Genomic DNA, 19,672 nt, shown 5'->3' with positions numbered 1-19,672 from the left:
CATGACCAGCAAGAGCGCATTGGAGGTCCTGTATCCGTTCCTGCATGGCCAAGAGCAGGATCCTGCCGCCGTTGACGCGAGCCTGATGCAGTCGATTGCCGAAAAGGCGCGCGAGTCGCGCGAGACCAATGCGAGTTTCTTCGGCGAGCAGGCGCCGGTCCTACTCGACGCGGCGAAGGCGCTTGCCGCCGTTTATCGGCGCGGCGGCAGAATGTTCACCATGGGCAATGGCGGCTCGAGCTGCGACGCCTCGCATGTGGCCGTCGAATTCCTCCATCCGATCACGGCCGGTCGGCCAGCGCTTGCAGCGATAAATCTCACCGCCGACGTGGCGATGACGTCCGCCGTGGGCAACGACGTAGGTTTCGAGCACATTTTCGTGCGCCAGATCATCGCTCATGGCCGGGCCGGAGACGGGCTTATCGGCCTCTCCACCAGCGGCAATTCGGCGAATCTCATCGCCGCCTTCGCCAAGGCGAGAGAAATGGGTCTGACGACGATTGGCTTTAGCGGCGGCGACGGCGGCAAGATGGCGTTGGGGGCCTGCGATCATTGTCTTGTCGTGCCGACGACGTCCGTCCACCGCATCCAGGAGTGTCACGTCGCCGCCTATCACATACTGTGGGACCTGGTTCACACGCTGCTCGCCGACGATCGCGGCTCGGCCATAAGCAAGGACGTCGCGGCATGAGATATGTCGACGAATTTCGCGATCGGGCGAAGGCGGATTTCCTGGTCAAGGAGATCGAGCGGCTGCTCGCGCGAATCGGACGCGATGAAAATCGGCCGCTGCAGATCATGGAAGTCTGCGGCGGGCACACGCATTCGATTTTCCGCTACGGCGTCGAAGGGATGCTGCCGAAGTCCATCGAACTCGTGCATGGACCCGGCTGTCCTGTTTGCGTGCTGCCGATGGGACGCGTCGACGATTGCGTCGCCATCGCCGAGCATTCGGAGGTGATCTTCACAACCTTCGGCGACGCTATGCGCGTGCCGGGCTCACGCAAGAGTCTGTTGCAGGCGAAGGCCGACGGCTGTGACGTGCGCATGGTCTATTCGCCGATGGATGCGCTGGCGCTTGCGCGTAAAAATCCCGCGCGCGAGGTGGTGTTCTTCGGCATCGGCTTCGAAACCACCATGCCGTCGACGGCGTTGACGGTGTTGCAGGCGGAGCGTGAAGGGATCAAGAACTTTTCGATCTTCTGCAATCACATCACCATCGTCCCGACGATCAAGGCGATTCTCGACAGCCCGGATCTGCGGCTCGACGGATTTCTGGGACCGGGCCATGTTTCCATGGTGATCGGCGATGCGCCCTATGAATTTATCGCGCGTTACTACAAAAAGCCGATGGTGATCGCGGGATTCGAGCCTCTCGATATTCTTCAGTCAATCTGGATGTTGCTCAAGCAAATCGATGAAGGACGCTGCGAGATCGAAAATCAATATGCGCGGGTCGCGCCGGCAGGAGGCAATTCTGTCGCGCTGCAGGCGGTTGCGCAGGTGTATGAACTGCGCGAATTCTTCGAATGGCGCGGGCTCGGATCGATTGATCACTCTGGCGTCAAAGTGCGCGACGCCTATGCGGGGTTTGACGCCGAGCGCAAATTCGCGGTGCCGAATGCAAAAATAGCCGATCCCAAATCCTGCCAGTGCGGCGAAGTCCTCAAAGGCGTCATCAAGCCCTGGCAGTGCAAGGTTTTCGGCCGCGCCTGCTCGCCGGAGACGCCGCTCGGCGCGCTGATGGTGTCGTCCGAGGGCGCTTGCGCGGCCTATTACCAATATGGCGGCATAAAGCGAGGACGCGACGAAGCGGAGGCGAGCGTCGCATGAACATGGTCTCCTTCCCGCCCCGGCGTTCGCGCGGCAAGGTGCATGTGCCGACCGTCACGCTGGCGCATGGCGGCGGCGGCAAGGCGATGAAAGATCTGATCGACGACGTGTTCGTCGAAGCCTTCGACAATCCGCTGCTGGCGTCGCTCGACGATTCTGCGCGCATCGATCTCCTGGACCTCGCGCAACATGGCGACCGGCTGGCCTTCACGACTGATTCCTTTGTTGTTGACCCGCTGGTGTTCCCCGGCGGCGACATCGGCAGGCTTGCGGTCTGCGGCACGGTGAACGATCTCGCCGTGGGCGGCGCGCTTCCGCTCTATCTCTCCTGCGCGGTGATCGTCGAGGAGGGCGTCTCGATCGATTTTCTGCGGCAGATCGCAAGGTCCATGGCGGCGACGGCGCAGGAGGCCGGGGTGAAGATCGTCACCGGCGACACCAAGGTCGTAAACAAGGGCGCTTGCGACCAGATGTTCATCACCACGACAGGCGTTGGCGTCGTCGCCGCCGGCGTCGAGCTTGGCGCGCATCGCGCAAGACTGGGCGACGCCGTGCTCGTCAACGGCCTGCTCGGCGATCATGGCGCGGCAATTCTTGGGGCGCGCGGCGATATGGCGTTGCAGTCGCCGATCGAGAGCGACTGCGCGCCGCTGCAGGGCCTTATCGCAAGCCTGCTCAATGCGGCGCCGAACGCGCGTTTCCTTCGTGATCCGACGCGGGGAGGAGTCGCAACCGTGCTCAATGAAATCGCCGAAGCCGCACAGGTCGCCATCGAAATCGACGAGGCGGTCACGCCGCTGCGCGATGAGGTGCGCGGCTTTTGTGAAATTCTCGGCCTCGATCCGCTCTATCTCGCCAATGAAGGCAAGATTGTCGCGATTGTCCCGCCCGACGAGGCCGAACAGGCGCTCGAAGCCATGCGGGCGCATCGGCTGGGCCGACAGGCGGCCGTCATCGGCAGCGTCGTCGCGGGCGAGCCTGGTCGCGTCACCATGCGCACGATTTTCGGCGGCCGGCGCATCGTCGACATGCTGGTCGGCGAGCAATTGCCGCGCATCTGCTAAAGGAGCCGACGTGCACGAACTCTCGATCGTTTGCAGCATTGTCGAACTGGCGTCGCAGGCCGCGGAAGGGCGTCGCGTGCGCCGGGTGACGCTCGAGATCGGCACATTGTCGGGCGTCGAGCCGCAGGCCGTCGCGTTCTGTTTTCCTGAAGTCGCCCGAGGCACGCCGGTTGAAGACGCGACGCTGGACATCCGCGAAGTCGACGCCGAGGCGTGCTGCGACGTCTGCGGCGCGGAATTTCCCACGCCCGACATGCTGTCGGCGTGTCCTTGCGGCTCTCGCCAGTTTCAGCGCCTGCGCGGCGAAGAGCTGAACATCAAAAGCATCGAAGTCGAAGAGGCTGCATAATGTGCACGAGCTGTGGCTGCCAAGGGCAGGGGACTACGATGACCAATCTGCAGACCGGCGTGCGCGCGGAGATCGCGGCGCTGCCCGAGCATGACGGCGCGGCCCACTCACATGGGGACCATGGCCACGGTCATTTTCATGGCGCGCATCATCATGCTGATGATGAGCATCATCATGAGCATGATCATCATGCGCACGGGCATGAGCACGGCCACGCGCATGCGCATGATCATGGACATCACGATCACGCGCACGAGGAGTCCCACCGGCGTCTCGAACTTGAAACGCGCATTCTCGCGAAGAACGACGCGATCGCCGCCAAATGCCGGGCATGGCTCGCGGGTCGCGAAATTGTGGCGCTCAATCTCGTCAGCTCGCCCGGCGCGGGAAAGACGACGCTGCTGGAGCGCGCCATCGCCGACCTCTCAGGCGAACTGCCGCTGTTCGTCATCGAGGGCGATCAGGCGACGTCGAATGACGGCGAACGCATTCGCGCGGCGGGCGCGCCGGTGGTTCAGGTCAACACCGGCACCGGATGCCATCTCGACGCGGAAATGATCGCGCGCGCGCTTTCCGAACTCAAGCCGAGCGTCGCTTCGCTCGTCTTCATCGAAAATGTCGGCAATCTCGTCTGTCCGGCGCTTTTCGATCTCGGCGAACACGCCAAGGCGGTCATCTTTTCGACGACGGAAGGCGAAGACAAGCCGCTCAAATATCCGCATATGTTCAGCGCCGCGAAGCTCGTCATCTTCAACAAGATCGATCTCCTGCCGCATCTGGATTTCTCGATGGAGCGTGCGCGGGAGAATATTCTCCGCGTCAATCCGGATGTTGAGATCGTCGAAGTCTCCGCCAAGACCGGCGCGGGCATGCAGACGCTCTATGACTGGATTCGCGCGCAGCGTATCGCGGTGAAGGAACAGGCGCTTGTGTAAAGACAGCGGTGCAGGGCGTCCTGCTAAATCGCCGCTTCCTTCACATCCACGCTGACATCCAAATCTTGATCGCCGGCGCCGATAATCACGCCGTCGATCGGCGAAACATCCGCATAGTCGCGTCCGATGGCGATGGCGACATGGTCGTTGCCGACGACAAGGGCGTTCGTCGGATCAAGGTCGTAGAAGCCAAATTCCGGTCCGCACCAGACAGACACCCACGCATGGGTTGAATCGGCGCCTTCCAGTCGCGCCTGGCCTGGCGCGGCGAAGGTGCGAAGATAGCCGCTGACATAGGACGCCGCCAAACCGAGACCGCGTAGCGCCGCGATCATGATATGCGCGAAATCCTGGCAGACGCCGCGACGGCGTTCGAACGCCTGCGCGATCGGCGTCGCAATATGCGTCGCATCCGGATCGTAGGCGAAGTCGGCGTGGATGCGCTGGGTCAGGTCAATGGCGCCCTCGAGAATAGGCCGCCCGGGCGAAAAGCTCTCGCGCGCATAATGTGTCGCCGCATCGAACAGCGGCGCAAAGCGGCTTGCGTAAATGTAATGGGCGGGAGAGGACGCGGCGAGCGAGTCGGCCGCGTAGGCGGCATTCCTCACGTTTTCCCAAGCCGGCGTCAGCGCCGGCGCAGGCGGCGGCGCCCGCTCGACCGCGACGCGCGCCGCAAGGGCGATTTGCAGCCTCGTATGAGGCTTGAGAATGCGCGCTTCGCAGACCCGGTTTCCGTGAAAGTCGATCCTCTCATTGAGGATTTCGGCCGATGGCGACAGCTCAATTCGATGAGACAGCAGTGTTTGGCCGCGATCATTGCGCGGGATCAGGCGCATCGCGCAGCGCGCCGAAGCGACCGGCGCGTCATATTTGTAGATCGTGCGATGGGCGATGTCGTAAATCACGCGATCCGCGACGGCTGAGAATTTGCGGCGCCATCGGCGCCATGCGTGAAATAACGCTCGGCGATTTTGTCGGCAAGAGACATCAGGCGTTGCTCAAACCCAAGAATGATCGCGGCGTCCAAGCGGCGCGCATCTTCCGACTCCAGCTCGGCGCGCAGCTTGACGGAGAGTCGCCGCGGCGGCTCCATGACGCCATCGTCGCGCAGAGTCGGCAGCGCGGCGAGATGTTCGTCGATACGCATCGCCTGGAAAAGGACGGATCGCGGATTGAACGGGTCGAGCATGGCCATGTCGAGGACGGGCGCCAGAGCAGCGCCGGCGATGTAGCGGGAGCGATAGGTGATCTGCGAATCGAGCAGATCGAGCAAAGCGTCCAGCGTCTCGACCGTCGCATCGTCGCCGGCAAATTGCCGGGCGAAGCGGCACGTCCCGATGGCGCGTTCGATTCTTCGGCCAAGATCGATAAAGCTCCAGCCGGCGACGCGATTGAAATTTTCGTCGATCAGTCCCGACAACGCCGCCAGCGTATGGAGCGAACGCTCCACAATTTCGAGCGCCTCGGGCTCCGTTATCACGCCGGCGCCGGCGCGCGTCAGGCGTGTCTCGATACGTCCGATGAGTTGCCAGACATCTTGGGACAAGCGCTCGCGCACGATCGAGGCTGCGCGTCTTGCATAGCGCACGACAGAGAGCGCTGAACCGTAATTGTCGGCGCCTGCGGCGGCCGCCCATGCGATCTGCGTCGGGTCCATGTCCGGCATGTCTTCGGGGGCGGCGCCCCAGGCGATCAGCAGTCGCGCAAGCCGTTCGATCGACTGGCGCCCTTGCAGATCGATGTGCTGGAGTTCGCCCAGCCGCGTCCCGAGCGACCGCACGACGCGCAATGTCGCTTCGGCGCGCTCAAGATAACGTCCCAACCAGAATAGATTATCGGCGGCGCGGCTTGGCAGATTGCCGAGCGCGCGCACGATCGGCGGATCCTCGTCGGACGGCAGCAGCGTCGACCATTCGATCGGATGGCTCGTCAACACCCAGACGTCGCTCGATTGCGCGCCGGCGTCCATCGACACGGCGCGCGCATTAAGCCGGTTGGAGACTCGGCAGAATCCGCCGGGCATCACCGTCCAACCGTCAGCCGTCGCGGCGGCGAACACGCGCAAGGCGAAAGGTCTCGGCGTCAGCCTGCCGTCGGCCCAAGCCGGCGTCGTGGAGAGATTGACCGGTTCCTGAGCGACATAGTCGACGCCGCGCTGATTTATGGCGTCGATCAGCCGCGCGCGCTCCTCGCTGGAGAGCGCATGACCGAGCGCCTCACGACGTTCGCCAAATCCCGGGAGCCTGTCGCTGAACGCCCCGCTGATCGCGTAGTCGCTCAAGGTCTCGACAACCTGATTTCGGGAGCTTTCGCGTCCGCACCACCACGTCGTGACATTGGGCAGTTTGAGGTTCTCGCCGAGCAGGCGTTGCGACAGCTCCGGCAGGAAACTCATCAGCGCGCGCGATTCGATGAGACCGGCGCCGGGCATGTTGGCGACGACAACGGCGCCGCGACGGATGGCTTCGAACATCCCAGCGACGCCCAGACGCGACGCGGCGTTCTGCTCCAGCGGGTCGCACCAGTCAGCGTCGACGCGACGCCAAATCGCATCGGCGCGCTTCAAGCCGGCGATGGTGCGCACATGCAGCTTGCCATTGCTCATCACGAGATCTTCGCCTTCGACCAGCGTAAGGCCGAGATAGCGGGCGAGATTCACCTGTTCGGAATAGGTCTCGCTCCAAGGGCCAGGCGTCAGCAGGCAGATGCGCGGATCAACGCGTTGCGCCGCGCCGGAGATGCTCGCACGGAATTCTCGGAAAAACGGCGCGAGGCGCTCGACGTTCATGTCTCGATAGAGTCTCGGCAGAGCGCGCGACAGGATCATCCGATTTTCTAAGGCGTAACCAGCTCCCGAAGGCGCCTGGGCGCGATCGCCGAGCACCCGCCAGGCGCCATCTGGCCCGCGCCCGATATCGGCGGCGTAAAAGCGAAGCCAGCGTCCGCCGGGCGGCGCGACTCCGCACATCGGTCGTATGAAGTCCGGCGATCCCGTGATGGCTGCGGCCGGCAGGGCGCCCTCAGCGACAAGCCGCGCCTCGCCGTAAACGTCATGCAGGATCTGATCGAGAAGTTCGGCGCGCTGTGCGACGCCAGTCGCAATATCGCGCCATTCTGATTCCGGGATCAGAAGCGGCAAACGCCCTAACGGCCAACTGCGCTCCTTGGTTTCTCCGTGGACCCGGTAGGAAATTCCCATGTCGTCGATGCGGCGGCCGGCCGCGGCGAAGCGTTGCTCAAGGCCGATATCGCCGAACGCGGCGAGCGATTCGAGGAACTGGAGCCAGTGCGCACGCGGACATCCATCACGATCGAGAAGCTCATCCGGCGCGTCGCGCATCGGCGCATACTGAGCGATCCAGGCGGCAACGCGCTGCGACGCCTTGTCCGTTTCAATCGGGCGCTCAGCGGACAATGCTCCTCCGAAGATCCAGCGTCAGCGGAAACTCTTGGCCTGGCTCCTCGCGCGGCGGATCGACAGGCCCGGGCGTGTGCCCATGATCCTCAAATCGCGCCAAGCGCCGCGCTTCGGCTTCGTTACTGTTGACGGGGAAGGCGTCGTAATTGCGGCCTCCAGGGTGCGTCGCGTGATACACGCAGCCGCCCAGCGAACGCCTGCTCCAGCAGTCGATCACGTCGAAGGTCAATGGCGCGTGGACCGGCAGCGTCGGATGCAGGCCGGAGGGCGGCTGCCAGGCCTTGAAGCGAACGCCCGCCACCGCCTCGCCGGGGACTCCGGTGCTGGTCATCGGGACACGGCGTCCGTTGCAGGCGATCATGTGCCGGCCCGGAACGAGGCCCTTCGCTTTGACCTGCAGGCGCTCAAGCGACGAATCGACGTAGCGCACCGTGGCGCCGTTCGCGCCTTCTTCACCCATCACATGCCAGGGTTCGAGCGCGCCGCGGATCTCCAGATGAACGCCGCCGTGCTCGACGCTTCCAGCGAGCGGAAAGCGGAATTCCCGCTGCGCCTCAAACCATTCCTCTTCGAAGGCGTAGCCGGCGCGGCGCAAATCATCGATAACGCCAAGGAAGTCCTGCCATACGAAATGCGGCAGCATGAATTTGTCGTGCAGCGCCGTTCCCCAGCGCACCAGATCGCCGTGCTGCGGCTCCCGCCAAAACCAGGCGACGAGCGCGCGTAGCAACAGCTGCTGCGCCAGACTCATTCGGGCGTCCGGAGGCATTTCGAAAGCGCGGAATTCGACGAGCCCGAGACGCCCGGTCGGTCCGTCGGGCGAATAGAGCTTGTCGATGCAGATCTCGGCGCGATGGGTGTTGCCGCCGACATCGACCAGAAGATTGCGGAACAACCGATCGACGAGCCACGGCGGCACATAGCCTTCGCCGGAAGACGGCACCTGCGCCAGCGCGATCTCCAGTTCATAAAGCGAGTCGTGCCGCGCCTCGTCAACGCGGGGCGACTGGCTGGTCGGGCCGATGAAGAGTCCGGAGAACAGATAGGATAATGAGGGATGCCGCTGCCAATAAAGCACCAGACTCTTCAAAAGGTCGGGGCGGCGCAGGAAGGGCGAGTCGGCGGGCGTTCTGCCCCCAAGCACGACATGATTGCCGCCGCCCGAGCCGATCTGCCGGCCGTCGATCATGAATTTGGCCGTCGTCAACCGCGCCTGCCGCGCGTCCTCATAGAGCGCGGTCGTCGTTTCGACGGCCTCCCGCCATGTGGCGGCCGGGTGAATATTGACCTCGATGACGCCAGGATCAGGCGTCACCTTGATCACTTCGAGGCGCGGATCGTCGGGCGGCGGATAGCCTTCGATATAGAGCGGCAGCCCGGTCGCTTTGGCGCTCTCTTCCACCGCCTCGAGCAGTTCGAGATAATCCTCGAGCGTTTCGACGGGCGGCATGAACACGCAGAGATTGCCGTCTCGCGGTTCGATGGTGAAGGCGGTGCGCACGGCGCCTTCGACAATGGACTGTTCGTGCACGTCCTGGCGCGCGTGACCCCCGGACGTCGCCCCGCCGCCTTGAACGCGGCGAAAATGTCCGGGTTCCGGCAGCGGCTCGCGGGGCGCGAAGGGATCCTGCGGATAGATGAACGGATATTCGCCTTCGGGCAGCTTGGGCAAGGAAGCGACCGGGAGCCGCAGTCCGATAGGCGAATCGCCCGGCGCCAAGAAGAGTTTTCCGCGGCGAAGCGTCCACTTTTCCGAGGTCCAGCGCGACTGGGACTCGGCGCGCGCGTTCCAGCGCTGAATTGGCAGGACGAAACCCGTCGGCTTGCTCAGGCCGCGTTCGAACACCCGCATCATGCGCGAGCGCTCCTCCGCATCGTCGATCTTGGGATCGGCGGGGTCGACATTGATCGGGAGGACGCTCTCCTTGACCATCCAATGCGCGGGATCTTCGTAGGCCGGCAAGGCATGTTCGGCGCCCACCCCGAGACGCTCGGCAAGATCCTGCACAAAGACTTCCGCTTCCGCCGTGGTCGCGCCTTTCGGCTCGGCGATCTCGGCGATCAGTTGCGGCTGCGACCAAATCGGCTTGCCGTCCCGGCGCCAGTAAAGCCCGAAGGCCCAGCGCGGCAGGCTTTCACCCGGATACCATTTGCCCTGGCCGTAATGCAGAAACCCGTTTGGCGCAAAGCGCTCGCGCAGCATGCGAATAAGGTCGTCGGCCCGCTCTCGCTTAGTGGGGCCGGTCGCCGCCGTGTTCCATTCGGAGGATTCGAAATCGTCGATCGAGACGAATGTCGGCTCGCCGCCCATGGTGAGGCGAACGTCAAGCGCGCCAAGATCGGCGTCGACCTTTTCGCCCAGGGCGTCGAGCCGGCGCCATGCGTCATGGGAAAATGGCGCGGTGATGCGCGGCGCCTCGTTAATGCGATCGACGCGCATCTCGAAACCGAATTCGACCTGGGCGGGCTCGACGAGGCCCGACAGAGGCGCGGCGGAGCGATAGTGCGGCGCGCTGCATAGCGGCAGATGACCTTCGCCACAGAACAGTCCCGACGTCGCGTCGAGACCGATCCAACCAGCGCCGGGCAGAAAAACTTCCGCCCAAGCGTGCAGATCCGTGAAGTCGTGATCGGTGCCCTTCGGGCCTTCAATCGGATCGACATCGGCTTTTAACTGGATGAGGTATCCAGAGACGAAACGCGCCGCGAGACCGAGCTTGCGCAAGATCTGAACGAGAAGCCAAGCGGAATCGCGGCACGAACCCGATCCCAGCGCGAGAGTCTCTTCCGGCGCCTGCACGCCAGGCTCCATCCGGATGACGTAGCGAATGTCGCGGTGCAGCCGCGCGTTGAGTTCGACGAGAAAATCAATTGTCCGCATTTTTTGCCGCGGAAGGCTTCGGACGAAGTCTTCCGTCAGAGGCCCGACGTCCTCGGGGTCAAGATAGGCGGCAAGCTCAATTTTCTGTTCGTCCGGATAAGCGAACGGGAATTCTTCGGCATAAGGCTCGATGAAGAAATCGAATGGATTATAAACGGCGAGATCCGCCAGCAGGTCGACCTCAATCTTGAATTCGCTCGCGCTATCGGGGAACACCAGACGCGCCAGCCAATTCCCGTGCGGATCCTGCTGCCAGTTTATGAAATACTCCGAAGGCGCGATCTTGAGCGAATAGCTCAAGATTTTCGTGCGGCAATGTGGAGCCGGGCGTAGGCGGACGATCTGCGGACCGAGCGCGACCGGGCGGTCATATTTGTAGTGGGTGATATGGTGAAGGGCGATCTGGATCGACACGTTAATCAGCGTCTCGTTTCAGCGTCATTCTCTCAAGAACTAACGCAGGGCCACTGCCGGGAGTTTAGCGGGGCCGCGCCGCGCAGTGTCAATCTGACGAGCCGCCAAAATGACGGTTTTGTCCGAAATTACGGCAATAAGCCTAGCAGGTGAATACGGGCTGCGCATTCAACTGGCGCCAGATAGGATGCCGCGGAAGACCGAGTTCCCGAGCGACCACCGCCGCTCTGTCTTGACCAGGAACATTCCGCCTGCAGCGCAGTTAAGGCGCCAAGCGCGGTTGGGAAAGATCCTTCATGAAAGCCTTTCGATGCCAAGTTTGCCGCCAGAGCATACTTTTTGAGAACACCAAATGCGAAAGTTGCGGGCACACGCTTGGCTATTTGCCGGCGCATGGCGAAATGACCGCAGTCGAACCCGTCGGTAACGGATGGCGCGCGCTCGCTGACGGAACCCGCGAATATCGCTTCTGCAAGAACTGGGAGCTGCACGGATGTAATTGGATGGTCGAGAAGGGCGGTCCCTCGGCGTATTGCCTTGCGTGCCAGCACAATCGAACCGTGCCTGACTTGTCGGACGACAAGCGCCGCGCCGCCTGGCAGAAAGTCGAAGCCGCTAAGCGGCGGCTCTTTTACAGCCTGATCAGACTGAATCTTCCTGCGCCAACGGCGTCCGAGAATGATGGCGAGCCGCTCGTCTTTGACTTTTTGGCGGAGGAGCCATCGCAACGGCCGGTGCTGACGGGCCATAGCTCGGGCCTGATTACGATCGCCTTGAAGGAAGCGGACGACCCCATCCGGGAAAAACTGCGCGATGAGATGGGTGAGCCTTATCGTACCTTGCTTGGGCATTTCAGGCATGAGATCGGCCACTATTATTGGGATCGTATCGTGCCGAACGCCGATCATCTTTGGCCGTTTCGAGAACTCTTTGGCGACGAGCGGGAAGACTATGTCGCCGCCCTCAAGAGACATTATGAAGAGGGGCCGCCAGCCGACTGGCGACAGAAGCACATAAGCGCCTACGCCTCCTGTCATGCGTGGGAAGATTTTGCGGAAACCTTCGCGCATTATCTCCATATCGTCGACACGCTCGAAACCGGTCGTAGCGCAGGGCTCGTCGTGCGGCGGGATGACGGTTCTCCGGCGCGGGTCGATTTTGATCCCTACGGCTATCCCGACATTAATGAGATGGTCGATAGTTGGCTGGACATTTCGTTCGCGTTGAACAACATCAACCGATCGATGGGGCAGCCAGATATCTATCCCTTCGTGATTTCCCCGGTCGTGAAAGACAAACTGAGCTTTGTCCAAAATCTTCTCATGGATCACGCGCAGCGGCACGCCGCCGCCGCCGCGCCGCGCGCCGCGTGTTGCTAATCCCTCCATTTGCGATACAGGCCAGTTCGCACGCGAAGCGCTCTTGATCTGTGACGAAGCGGCAAGCGTCCAAGGCGATAGATCGGTTTGACGATGCGCCGCGCTCCTGCGATCAAAGCGGAAGGCGTCAACCCTCGACGCGCGCCTGTGCGTTCAGGCGTAGGCTCGCGCTCACGCTCCAGCGCCCGACCAGCTTTGGAGAATCGAATGATTGTTTCGTCAGCTTCGGATTATCGAAAGGTCGCGCAGCGCAAGCTGCCGCGCTTCCTCTTTGATTATATCGATGGCGGCGCGAACGCCGAAGACACGCTGCAGGCCAATGTCGCTGATTTGAGAGCGGTGAACCTCAGACAGCGCGTGCTGAAGAACGTTTCCGACCTCAGTCTCGCGACGGCGTGGTTCGGTCAGGCTTCTGAGCTTCCGGTGATCCTGGCGCCTGTGGGCCTGACCGGATTGTTCGCCCGTCGAGGCGAGGTTCAGATGGCCAATGCCGCGGCGAACAAGGGCGTTCCTTGCGTGGTGTCGACGCTCTCGGTCTGTTCGCTCGAAGAAGTTACGTCGCAATGCCCGCAGCCGATCTGGTTTCAGCTCTACGTGCTCAAAGATCGTGGCTTCATGCAGTCGATGTTGGAGCGCGCCCAACGTGCGGGCGTGAAAAACCTTGTCTTTACGGTAGACCTGCCCGTGCATGGATCGCGCTACCGCGACGCCCATTCCGGCTTGTCGGGACCCTACGCCATGCAGCGGCGAGTACTGCAGGCGATGACAAAGCCCGCTTGGGCCCTCGATGTCGGGATCCGCGGACGACCGCACGATCTCGGCAACATCTCAAAATATCTCGGCAAGGCGACCGGACTGCAGGACTACATCGGCTGGCTTGGAAAAAACATTGATCCGTCGATCAGCTGGTCGGACCTGGAATGGATCCGCGAGTTCTGGAAGGGGCCTTTGATCCTTAAGGGCATATTGGATCCTGAGGACGCACGGGACGCCGTGCGGTTCGGAGCGAATGGGATCATCGTTTCCAATCACGGCGGACGGCAGCTCGATGGGGCGCTGTCGACAGCCAAAGCCTTGCCCCCGATTGCGGACGCCGTCGGAAGCGACCTTGAAGTATTCGTCGATTCAGGCGTGCGGTCCGGACTGGACGTGGTGCGCATGCTGGCGCTCGGCGCCAAGGGCGTCCTGCTCGGGCGGGCCGCAGCCTATGCGCTGGCTGCGGCCGGACAGGGTGGCGTCGAGAATATGCTCGAGATATTCGCCAAAGAAATGCGCGTGGCGATGACTTTGACGGGCGTCACTTCGATTGCGCAGATCGATCGGCAGATTCTCGCTTCATAGCAGGCGCGGTCGGCCGTTCGGATCAACTGACGTTCTTGCGCCGCCATCGACGTTACGTTTCGTGACCGGCGCCAATAAGCCAGCGTCAGCTCTTCAGCCTCACGCAAAAAGATCGACCCGACCGTCGCCGAGCCGGTAAATTCCGCTCGCGATTTTGAAGCGCTTTTCGTTGAAAGCGGCGCTTAGCAAAGGCGTTGCGGACTTGAGCGTCTCGACGCATAGCCGCGCGTTTTCCATCGTCGCGTTTTCTAATTGATCGCCTGGGCGGCCAGCGACCGCTTTGACCGCAGGGGCCAGAGCAGCGACCAGCGAGGGAAGGTGGCCAGGCAAAGTCGTATGATCCTGTATTGAGGAAATCGCCGATTGAACCGCGCCGCAGGCTTCGTGACAGAGCACCAGAATCACAGGCGTCTTCAGCACCTCCACCGCATATTCCAAGCTCGCGATATTGTCCGGGTTGGCGAAGTTGCCGGCGACGCGAACCACAAATAAATCTCCGCGCGAACTGTCAAAGGCGTATTCCGGCGCGATCCGCGAATCCGCGCAGCTGAGAACCGCAGCGTAGGGGTTCTGTCCGCCGACGAGGGCCTCGCGTTCCGCGACGAAGTCGTGCCGTCGTGCGGCGCCCTTCTGATATCGCTTGTTGCCCTCCATCAGGCGCGCCAACGCGTCGTCCGGACTCATCACGTTCTCAGGCTTGGGCGGCGCCCTATTCGGCTTGGCTTGTTTTGACTGGGATTTTCGGCCCTGGGCGCTCGCGCTTCCAACGACCGTCAGCGCGCCCGCCGCAGCGGCGCCGAAGACAAAGGCTCTGCGGCGCATTTTGCCGCCATGAACGATATCGGCAAAGCCACACGCCTGACACATACGCGATCCTCCGAGAGAGAAAACAACGCTCTAACGCTGTCGCGCAAGGATAGCGCCAAATGATCGATATTGAAATTACATACTCGGACGTGGCTTTTTGAGCAGCGGTCAGAAATCGCTGCGCCTTCAACGCTCACAAGATGGCATGCGAACGGCTGCGGGCTCTGAAGATGGTAATGGCGGCCCGATTAAGCAGAATGCTTTGTGTCTAATTTACCATGAATTTTACAAATCGCCTGATGCAGGCCCACCGGGACCGCGTCGCTCACATTATGGCCGCAACCTAAGTCGACGCTCTCACGTCCGCTGTGGGCGAGTGGAGGCGTAACATGCGTCGGTCCCCAATGTATGGCCAAAAAGTCGGCGATGAAATCGCCGAATTGCTACGGCAAACCTACGACGACGTTCTTCGAGAGCCGCTCCCCGACCGGTTCCGCGATCTGTTGGAGGGGCTGGAAACGGACAGGGCGTTGTTTTTAGCGGAAGCGCGAGCGAGCGAAGACAGCGACGCCGCTGATGCGCTCGCGGAGCGCTGACGTCGTCGGCGCCTGCGGTCTGCATGGGCTCAGGTCATCTCAGCAGATCGCGTCGTCATCGTTAACTTGGTCTCTTCGCTGAAGCTACGGGAGGACAACATGTCGGTAAGAATTTTGATTGCCGGTATATGCGTCGCTGGGGCTTTGGTTTCGGCTGCTGCTATCGCTCAAACGCCGGCTGGCCCGGACTGCGCCGCCAAGGCGACAGAAAAGAAGCTGCACGGCGCAGCGCTGAAAAGTTTCATGAAAAAGTGCGACAGAGACGCCGCTGCAAGCGCCTGCGACGCCGCTGCGGCTGAAAAGAAACTGGCAGGCGCAGCCCGGACGAGCTTCACGAAGAAGTGTGTCAGGGACGCTGCGGCGAAGCCGAGCGTCCACTGAATGCGTCTCGGATCAGCTGCTTTTCACGCAAGTGATCGCGGCGGTTCGCGTCACTCATTCATCAGCAAGGGTAAAGCGATGAATGAGCCCCCCGATCACGGCGCCGACGAGCGGCGCGACCCAGAACAGCCAAAGTTGTTCGAGGGCCCAGCCGCCGACGAAGAGCGCCTGGCTTGTCGAACGTGCAGGGTTCACCGAAGCGTTGGTGATGGGGATGTCGACCAGATGGATCAGCGTCAGCGCCAATCCGATCGCGATTGGCGCGAAGGCGACCGGCGCGCGACCTTCCGTCGTGCCCAGAATGACAAGCAGGAAAAACGCCGTCAGCACGATTTCCGCAAGAAGGCCAGACTGCCATGTGTATCCAGCGGGGGAATGTTCGTCATAGCCGTTGGCGGCAAAGCCATTGGCGAGTGAAAAATCAATGTTGCCCTGAGCGATCTTGAGCAGCACGAAAGCCGCAAATGTCGCGCCGAGAAGCTGCACCACCCAGAAGGGTCCGACGTCCTTCCAGGAGAAGCGGCCGGCCGTCGCGACGCCGAGCGTCACCGCTGGATTGAAATGGCCGCCAGACACGGGGCCGAAGGCGTAAGCGCCCGTCAGCACCGTGAGCCCGAAGGCGAGCGCCACGCCGAGGAAGCCAATGCCGAGCTGTGGAAAGCCGGCGGAAATCACCGCGCTGCCGCACCCGCCGAACACGAGCCAAAAAGTCCCAAGAAATTCAGCGAGAAGCCTGCGTGGAAGAGAATGCCGCATTTAAGATCTCCATCGGTCGGCGGACGAATGAATTCGTGAATCGAAGGAAAGCTTAGCGCAAAGCCATGGTTTGATCGAGTGCCGACATGCCGCGGCAAGGGCGAGCGAGGACCGGCTCGGGGTCCCAGATCCGAGTGAAAGAACAGAAAGTCGCACGCGGATCGGTAGAACGCCTTATCCGCGAATGGGCCGCGGGACGCCGACATGTCCTAATGGACATTCGAGCGCCATGCGGTCCCATCCGCCGGCGTCGGCGGCAGCGTCATATGTGCTTTGCAAAAAGCGAAGGAGCGTCGCATCCGGATCTTCAGCTTTTCGCACGATGTCATAGGGCAGGATGAATTCCTTGAGATCCTGGCTAAAAAATGCGCCCTCGGGTCCTACCGGCGCGCGTTCGAATCCCGGCGGCGCGGGATAGGCGTAGGAATAGAAAGCGGGAAAATCGATCGAGCCGCCGCCAGGCCAAAAGCCCGCGCTGCTCACCTCATGCGAGTAGGCTTCGCGCACAACGGCGTCCGCAAGATTTGGAACGCCCCCGGGATGGCGCGGCGCGCCGCGACCGGAAAACCTCGTCACCGCCAGATCGAAACTGCCCCAAAAAAAATGCACAGGGCTGACCTTGCCAACGAAGCCCGTGCGAAAGGTTTTGAAGACGCGATCGGCTTGCACAAGCAATCTCCAAAAGCAGTTTGCATAAACAGGATCGTAGTCGGCATGAATCCGGTCCGCGGTGAAGGGAAGCGCATCAGGTATCTCGTTGGGATGTTCATTGATGCGCACAAAAATGCTCAACTCCTCGAGCCTGCTGAAAAGATGCGCGTAAAAGTCGGCGACAGTCTGAGATCGGAGCTGCATTTGGCGTTCGTCGCCATCGCTCGTCGTTATACTAAGCACGTGGTCTATAAAATCGAAATCAATCTGAAAGATGCTTGCGCCATATGCGATTGGCGACGTTGTGAGGCCACGCGTCGTCACATAAAGCGCAACGTGCCAGGAGTGGTTTTGCCAAGGAGTCAGCGACAGCCGGATCTTGCCGACGATCTGAGTCCAGAGATGCAGAGTCGTACAGGTCTCTCGCCAGGCGAAGTAGGGCAATGCTGGCCAAGCGTTTTGCTCTGCTTCGCTCACCACCGTCGTGGGCATTCGGCTCATCCCGTCTGTGTCGTCCTCCGCTCAAGGCGCGACCAATTCATGTACGCTGAATAGATTGAGTTCATCTTTCCACACGCGCAGAGGGGTCCACCCCGCCGCCTGCGCGATCAGATGGAACTCCTCGGTCGTGTATTTGTAAGCGCTTTCGGTGTGAATCGTCTCCGCTTCGCGGAAGCGAATTTTTCTTCCCGCCACCCAGACGTCCTGATCCTTCAAACTGACGAGATACATCTCAATGCGTCCTTCGAAGGGCTCGTAGGTCGCCGCATGGCGAAAGGCTTGAAGATCGAATGTCGCATCGAGTTCACGATTAATGCGTACAAGGAGATTGAGATTGAATGCGGCGGTGACCCCATTTGCATCATCGTAAGCTGCAACAAGTTGGCGGACGTCCTTTTTCAGATCGACGCCGATGATCAGCTTTCCGCGCGGCGAAAGCGTCTCTCGCATCGCGCGTAGCAACTGCGTCGCCTCCGCAGGGACGAAATTGCCGATCGTCGATCCAGGGAAAAATCCCAGCTTCGGCCGTTCCGCCAGCTCGGGAGGAAGCTCGATGGGATGCGAAAAATCAGCCAATAGAAGCTGAATGTTGAGTCCGGAAAATCGCGCCGTCAGCCGCTCTCGAGCATCCGTGAGAGCGCTCTCCGAGATATCGATCGGCACATAGGCGTGTAGACGCGGCATATGTCCGAGCAAGATTTCCGTCTTGATGCTCGAACCGGAGCCGAACTCGACGAGAACCGTCTCTGCGACCGCTCCCTCGAGCATCTGCATCGCATTGGCTGTAAGAATCCCAACCTCAGTTCTCGTGGGATAGTATTCGGGCTGGCGCGTGATGTCTTCGAAAAGCGCGCTGCCTTTAGCGTCATAAAAGAAGCGACAGGGAAGACTCTTCTTTGGCCGGGACAGGCCCTCGAGCACGCTAAAAGCGAAGTCGTCCGCTTGCCGCACGAGCGGCGCCGAGCGTTCCGTCACCTCTGACATCAGGCGATCTCCGAAGCGAGGCGTAGGCCCAAAAACTGCCAACGCTGATGCGGATAAAAGAAGTTGCGATAGCTCGGGCGGACGTGATCTTGCGGGGTTACACAGGAGCCGCCGCGCAACACGTGCTGACCAACCATAAACTTGCCATTGTATTCTCCCAGCGCTCCCTCAGGGGCGCGATAGCCCGGATAGGGCAGATAGGCGCTCTGGGTCCATTCCCAGACATCGCCGAACATCTGACGAAGCGATCCATTGGGTCTGACTTCAGCCGGTCGCGGATGCAGTGCCGCCGTTTCAAGAAAATTTCCCTGCTTTGGCGCCGCGGCCGCCGCGACCTCCCATTCAAATTCCGTCGGCAATCGCTTGCCCGACCAGCGCGCAAAAGCGTCGGCTTCGTAGTAGCTCACATGTGCAACCGGCGCATCGAGGTTCAGTGGTTGCAGTCCTTCGAGCGACATCTCAAACCACTCTCCGTCACGAGACTCCCAATAGAGTGGCGCATGCCAGTTTTCGCGCAGGATCGCGGCCCAGCCGTCGGACAGCCATAGGGTCGCCGTCTCGTACCCGCCGTCGGCGACGAACGCCAACCACTCGCGATTTGTGACCAGGCGGTCAGCAAGCCGAAACGGGCGCAGGAGCACTTCGTGGCGGGGACCCTCATTGTCCCAAGCAAAACCCTTCCCCCCGTGACCGATCGGAAAGACGCCGCCGGCAAAATCGATCCAGCGTAGCGGCTCACATGGCGCCGGAATGGAGCGGGGCTGGGTCGGGCGGTAGGCTGGCTTTAGGGGATTTGCAGCGAAAAGCGAGAGGATGTCTGTGAGCATAAGCTCCTGATGTTGCTGCTCGTGATTGATTCCGACCTCGAGCGTATCGAACAATGCTTTCGGCGCGTTGGTTTGCTCTGCGAGGAGTTGCGCCAAGGCCAAGTCAACATGCTCCCGATAGGCGAGAACCCGATCGAGCGACGGTCTGGTGAGAAGTCCGCGCTTCGGCCGAGGTTGCCGGGGCCCCTGGTGCTCATAGTAGGAGTTGAAGCAATAGTTGAACGCCTCATCGAATAGTTGATAGTCCGTCAGATACGGCGTCAAGACAAAGGTTTCAAAAAACCATGATGTGTGTGCGAGATGCCATTTGGTCGGACTGGCGTCTTCCATCGCTTGGACGACCATGTCTTCGGCGCTGAGCGGCGCCGCAAGTTCGATGGAAAGTCTGCGGGTTTCGAAAAGACGATCGCTCAAGGCGCCGTGAGCGCTCGCCGAAAGCTGCGTATCGAGAATTGAGGCTAATTCACCCATCAGCATCTCTCCAAGAAGCAAGCCGAACCCGAGCTGCATGCGCGGACAAGGTGAGCATATAGGGCGAGGCGATCGATCTAAGAT

17 protein-coding genes are annotated in these 19,672 nt (G+C 61.4%); 9 read left to right on the top strand and 8 right to left on the bottom strand.

The window, feature by feature from the left end; genetic code table 11:
• Window position 1: 1 nt before the first annotated feature.
• From IYX23_RS18495 to hypB, 5 genes are read left to right on the top strand one after another with little or no spacing between them, the layout of a single operon-like run.
• Window positions 2-691 (top strand): SIS domain-containing protein, encoded by a 690-nt coding sequence (locus IYX23_RS18495; protein ID WP_196394423.1) that lies wholly within the window; start codon window positions 2-4, stop codon window positions 689-691.
• Window positions 688-1,833 carry a hydrogenase formation protein HypD gene (hypD, locus tag IYX23_RS18490; protein WP_196394422.1) on the top strand — a complete coding sequence of 382 codons (1,146 nt, stop codon included), beginning with the start codon at window positions 688-690 and terminating at the stop codon, window positions 1,831-1,833. The genes IYX23_RS18495 and hypD overlap by 4 nt, the downstream gene beginning before the upstream one ends.
• The gene (hypE, locus tag IYX23_RS18485; protein WP_196394421.1) at window positions 1,830-2,897 is read left to right on the top strand and encodes a hydrogenase expression/formation protein HypE; all 1,068 of its coding nucleotides are present in this window, start codon (window positions 1,830-1,832) and stop codon (window positions 2,895-2,897) included. The genes hypD and hypE overlap by 4 nt, the downstream gene beginning before the upstream one ends.
• A gap of 10 nt (window positions 2,898-2,907) precedes the next feature.
• A complete protein-coding gene (locus IYX23_RS18480; protein WP_196394420.1) occupies window positions 2,908-3,246 on the top strand; it encodes a hydrogenase maturation nickel metallochaperone HypA in 339 nt (112 codons plus the stop codon).
• The gene (gene hypB, locus IYX23_RS18475; RefSeq protein WP_196394419.1) at window positions 3,246-4,181 is read left to right on the top strand and encodes a hydrogenase nickel incorporation protein HypB; all 936 of its coding nucleotides are present in this window, start codon (window positions 3,246-3,248) and stop codon (window positions 4,179-4,181) included. The genes IYX23_RS18480 and hypB overlap by 1 nt, the downstream gene beginning before the upstream one ends.
• Before the next feature lie 23 nt (window positions 4,182-4,204).
• Here hypB and IYX23_RS18470 read toward each other — a convergent pair whose 3' ends face one another.
• From IYX23_RS18470 to IYX23_RS18460, 3 genes are read right to left on the bottom strand one after another with little or no spacing between them, the layout of a single operon-like run.
• Window positions 4,205-5,086 (bottom strand): transglutaminase family protein, encoded by an 882-nt coding sequence (locus IYX23_RS18470; protein ID WP_196394418.1) that lies wholly within the window; start codon window positions 5,084-5,086, stop codon window positions 4,205-4,207.
• Window positions 5,083-7,596: a circularly permuted type 2 ATP-grasp protein gene (locus IYX23_RS18465; protein WP_196394417.1), complete on the bottom strand. Its 2,514-nt coding sequence runs from the start codon at window positions 7,594-7,596 to the stop codon at window positions 5,083-5,085. Before IYX23_RS18465 ends, IYX23_RS18470 begins: the two co-directional genes overlap by 4 nt.
• Window positions 7,586-10,894: a transglutaminase family protein gene (locus IYX23_RS18460; protein WP_196394416.1), complete on the bottom strand. Its 3,309-nt coding sequence runs from the start codon at window positions 10,892-10,894 to the stop codon at window positions 7,586-7,588. The genes IYX23_RS18465 and IYX23_RS18460 overlap by 11 nt, the downstream gene beginning before the upstream one ends.
• Window positions 10,895-11,190: 296 nt before the next feature.
• On the opposite strand from IYX23_RS18460, the gene IYX23_RS18455 reads away from it, so the two are divergent.
• On the top strand, window positions 11,191-12,273 hold the full coding sequence (locus tag IYX23_RS18455; RefSeq protein WP_196394415.1) for a putative zinc-binding peptidase: 1,083 nt from the start codon (window positions 11,191-11,193) through the stop codon (window positions 12,271-12,273).
• Between the two features lie 207 nt (window positions 12,274-12,480).
• Complete coding sequence (lldD, locus tag IYX23_RS18450) at window positions 12,481-13,614, top strand: FMN-dependent L-lactate dehydrogenase LldD (RefSeq protein WP_196394414.1); 1,134 nt, start codon at window positions 12,481-12,483, stop codon at window positions 13,612-13,614.
• A 99-nt stretch (window positions 13,615-13,713) separates the two neighbouring features.
• Here the strand turns inward: lldD and IYX23_RS18445 are convergent, their stop codons facing one another.
• The gene (locus IYX23_RS18445; protein WP_196394413.1) at window positions 13,714-14,481 is read right to left on the bottom strand and encodes a carbonic anhydrase; all 768 of its coding nucleotides are present in this window, start codon (window positions 14,479-14,481) and stop codon (window positions 13,714-13,716) included.
• A gap of 329 nt (window positions 14,482-14,810) precedes the next feature.
• Between IYX23_RS18445 and IYX23_RS18440 the strand changes: the two genes are divergently transcribed.
• Window positions 14,811-15,017: a NepR family anti-sigma factor gene (locus tag IYX23_RS18440; RefSeq protein WP_196394412.1), complete on the top strand. Its 207-nt coding sequence runs from the start codon at window positions 14,811-14,813 to the stop codon at window positions 15,015-15,017.
• A gap of 99 nt (window positions 15,018-15,116) precedes the next feature.
• Complete coding sequence (locus IYX23_RS18435; RefSeq protein ID WP_196394760.1) at window positions 15,117-15,398, top strand: PsiF family protein; 282 nt, start codon at window positions 15,117-15,119, stop codon at window positions 15,396-15,398.
• 54 nt (window positions 15,399-15,452) lie between these two features.
• Here IYX23_RS18435 and aqpZ read toward each other — a convergent pair whose 3' ends face one another.
• The 4 genes from aqpZ to egtB all read right to left on the bottom strand — a co-directional run bounded on the left by aqpZ (window position 15,453) and on the right by egtB (window position 19,594).
• Entirely contained in the window at window positions 15,453-16,154 is a 702-nt protein-coding gene (aqpZ, locus tag IYX23_RS18430; protein WP_196394411.1) for an aquaporin Z, read from the bottom strand.
• A gap of 174 nt (window positions 16,155-16,328) precedes the next feature.
• Window positions 16,329-17,297: a DUF5996 family protein gene (locus IYX23_RS18425; protein ID WP_196394410.1), complete on the bottom strand. Its 969-nt coding sequence runs from the start codon at window positions 17,295-17,297 to the stop codon at window positions 16,329-16,331.
• A 30-nt stretch (window positions 17,298-17,327) separates the two neighbouring features.
• Window positions 17,328-18,290 (bottom strand): L-histidine N(alpha)-methyltransferase, encoded by a 963-nt coding sequence (gene egtD / locus IYX23_RS18420; protein ID WP_196394409.1) that lies wholly within the window; start codon window positions 18,288-18,290, stop codon window positions 17,328-17,330.
• Window positions 18,290-19,594, bottom strand: coding sequence for an ergothioneine biosynthesis protein EgtB (gene egtB / locus IYX23_RS18415; protein ID WP_196394408.1), 1,305 nt, complete (start codon window positions 19,592-19,594; stop codon window positions 18,290-18,292). Before egtB ends, egtD begins: the two co-directional genes overlap by 1 nt.
• Between the last annotated feature and the right edge of the window lie 78 nt (window positions 19,595-19,672).

Origin of the sequence: Methylocystis sp. L43 (assembly GCF_015709525.1) — a bacterium.
Taxonomy (GTDB): Bacteria; Pseudomonadota; Alphaproteobacteria; order Rhizobiales; family Beijerinckiaceae; genus Methylocystis.
The sequence above is the reverse complement of the archived record's forward strand: the minus strand, read 5'-3'. Positions and strand labels throughout refer to the sequence as shown.

Coding starts and splice junctions, on each gene's coding strand:
- IYX23_RS18455 (WP_196394415.1), top strand. CDS start 11,191: ATGAAAGCCTTTCGATGCCAAGTTTGCCGCCAGAGCATACTTTTTGAG.
- egtD (WP_196394409.1), bottom strand. CDS start 18,290: ATGTCAGAGGTGACGGAACGCTCGGCGCCGCTCGTGCGGCAAGCGGAC.
- hypE (WP_196394421.1), top strand. CDS start 1,830: ATGAACATGGTCTCCTTCCCGCCCCGGCGTTCGCGCGGCAAGGTGCAT.
- hypB (WP_196394419.1), top strand. CDS start 3,246: ATGTGCACGAGCTGTGGCTGCCAAGGGCAGGGGACTACGATGACCAAT.
- egtB (WP_196394408.1), bottom strand. CDS start 19,594: ATGCTGATGGGTGAATTAGCCTCAATTCTCGATACGCAGCTTTCGGCG.
- hypD (WP_196394422.1), top strand. CDS start 688: ATGAGATATGTCGACGAATTTCGCGATCGGGCGAAGGCGGATTTCCTG.
- IYX23_RS18440 (WP_196394412.1), top strand. CDS start 14,811: ATGCGTCGGTCCCCAATGTATGGCCAAAAAGTCGGCGATGAAATCGCC.
- IYX23_RS18495 (WP_196394423.1), top strand. CDS start 2: ATGACCAGCAAGAGCGCATTGGAGGTCCTGTATCCGTTCCTGCATGGC.
- IYX23_RS18435 (WP_196394760.1), top strand. CDS start 15,117: ATGTCGGTAAGAATTTTGATTGCCGGTATATGCGTCGCTGGGGCTTTG.
- IYX23_RS18425 (WP_196394410.1), bottom strand. CDS start 17,297: ATGCCCACGACGGTGGTGAGCGAAGCAGAGCAAAACGCTTGGCCAGCA.
- IYX23_RS18445 (WP_196394413.1), bottom strand. CDS start 14,481: ATGTGTCAGGCGTGTGGCTTTGCCGATATCGTTCATGGCGGCAAAATG.
- aqpZ (WP_196394411.1), bottom strand. CDS start 16,154: ATGCGGCATTCTCTTCCACGCAGGCTTCTCGCTGAATTTCTTGGGACT.
- lldD (WP_196394414.1), top strand. CDS start 12,481: ATGATTGTTTCGTCAGCTTCGGATTATCGAAAGGTCGCGCAGCGCAAG.